Annotated in this window: 2 protein-coding genes; both read right to left on the reverse strand. The window is 45.2% G+C overall.

Annotation, left to right across the window (positions count from 1 at the left end; genetic code table 11):
- A partial coding sequence (locus KDK17_RS06625) for a hypothetical protein (protein WP_257274703.1) occupies positions 1 to 1,194 on the reverse strand: 1,194 nt, incomplete at its 3' end.
- Positions 1,195 to 1,426: 232 nt separating this feature from the next.
- On the reverse strand, positions 1,427 to 2,044 hold a 618-nt coding region (locus KDK17_RS06630), incomplete at its 5' end, for a hypothetical protein (protein ID WP_257287655.1).

A 2,044-nucleotide genomic window follows, 5' to 3' on the forward strand; every position in this document is an offset into this window, starting at 1 on the left:
ACCCATGTAGTAATCAGGATCCGATGGATAAGCTGAGCCAATGGTTAGATCATTGTCAAACTGATCGACGACGGTGTTACAGGTAGAATTGTCGAAGCGCATGACGTTTTCTCTGGGCCATAAGAATATAGAGAACAACACCCCACTGCCAGTTGGTAAACCGGGTGTTGGAGTGACCGTTTCAGTGGGTACGAATATAATGGTTTTAGTGTTTCTCATGGTCAACTGCACTTGCCCCTCAGCTTGATAACAGCGAACGTTCAATGCAGCGTTCAGAGGACCCATTTCTTCTTGTGTGCCTGGCAGGAGATAAAATTCAGAGTCCTTAAATCGATAGACGAACTGCTCTTCTGCTCCTCTCCCATCCCTAAAATGGGTACATCCCAGCACTACCGGTTGGACGCCCTTATGATGACCCGCCGGATCCATTACCACCTTGATATTGTCTGCAAGAAAAATACCTGCCCCCTCCAGCTCCAGAATACCTGAAGGTTTATGCATCTGAGTGGTGGGAAGTTCTGAGGCAACGGTTGCTGATGAACTGCCCCTGTCTGAAGGGTTTCTGGAATTAATTTCGATATTCGCCAGATAGTAGACAGAATCATTATGGGGTGCCGACATCACATAATGATCCTGTATGCCTCCTTCAATTACAAACTCGGCGAGAACATTAATGCTGTTCCCCACAAAAGCTGAGTTATCGGGTAACTGAAAACTCTTTACGTCTCTGGTAGGACCAGTCACGGCTACTGTCAATGGTAATTCATAAACAGCTGGCTGTCCCTTTCCGGATGATCTCTCAGCATCAAAGATAAATAAAGTTGGATAGGTGGTCCGAAAAGCCTCATGATCCAGCCTTGTTGTAGCCGATATTTTTCTTATCCTGACCGTTTCAGTAATTGGAGATGCACTGGGTGAAGCAGTTGTGGAAGCACTTGTAGAAGCATTTGTGGAAACACTTGTGAAAGGTTTTGTTGCAGATATCTGATTGTTCTTTTCCCTGATAAGTGCCTTAAAAGCTGGTAAATGTTGACTGCAAACGCCCTTATCATCATCACTGGTTAATTCAGAACAACTATAGACATCTGTATACGTGAAACTACCCGTTGGCCCGTCCGTGGCGTAAACGTGACAAGGTAAGGCAAAAATTGATGACAATAGAGCAACCGCGAACCCGGATCTGGAACTATTCATAACTGCACTCTGTCTGCTATTTGAAAGTCAGAACATAGACATCCTTGCCCTGATAATCCTGTCTAAGGTCGCCCTAAATCCTAGACCGGATATTTCATAAATAAAGGCAAGCCTTCTTTAAATCAGAAATCATTCAACCGGGCTGAGATTCGGAGTTTTCCGAGAGTACTGCCATAAGCAAGCCGACAACTGTTGACAGACCGCCGACTTGTGGAGGCTTTTTTGCAACATGCTACAGTTGCTTTTCCAGTTCTGACATCTTTGGTTCTGGCGATGGAGTGAAGGATCCACTCCTTCCTCTCAATCTACTGATACATTTTGGTAACAACTGGAATGCGGGAAGACCCAATCCCAATGTTGTAGCTAATGCCTGACTGGTATACCTTATCCAGGTCGGCTTGATCCGTTTTGAAAAATAGAACCAGGTTTGAGTTATAAGCCCCCCAAGAAACAGGCCAGCACCTGAGGATGCTTTCACCCATGTGGGTGTTTTTTCTGACACTTCCAACTCTCTTGGTTCAGCTTTGCCAACAATACTGATAACCGGAACCAGATCGCTTGTATTATCTGCATCAGAAATAAATTTGGATGAAGTGTAGGCCACCTGGGTTGTATAGGGAGAGACTGTAGAAGAAGCGGATAAAAGTGATGAAGCAGGTGAAATGGCTGTTGGCATAGTGCAATTACATGCAACATCAAAACCTGCCGAAGACCATGCGCTCACTGAAGCAAACCCTGCTCTATAACTCTTCCCATTTACGGCCCAACAGCGAGGATCACTAGCATGATCAAACAATACCCAACCCCATGCCTGCTCTCTGTCTTTTAATCCAAATGCCCCATTCATCAT

The sequence above is a fragment of the Endozoicomonas sp. SESOKO2 genome (assembly GCF_024606245.1).
Taxonomy (GTDB): Bacteria; Pseudomonadota; Gammaproteobacteria; order Pseudomonadales; family Endozoicomonadaceae; genus Endozoicomonas_A.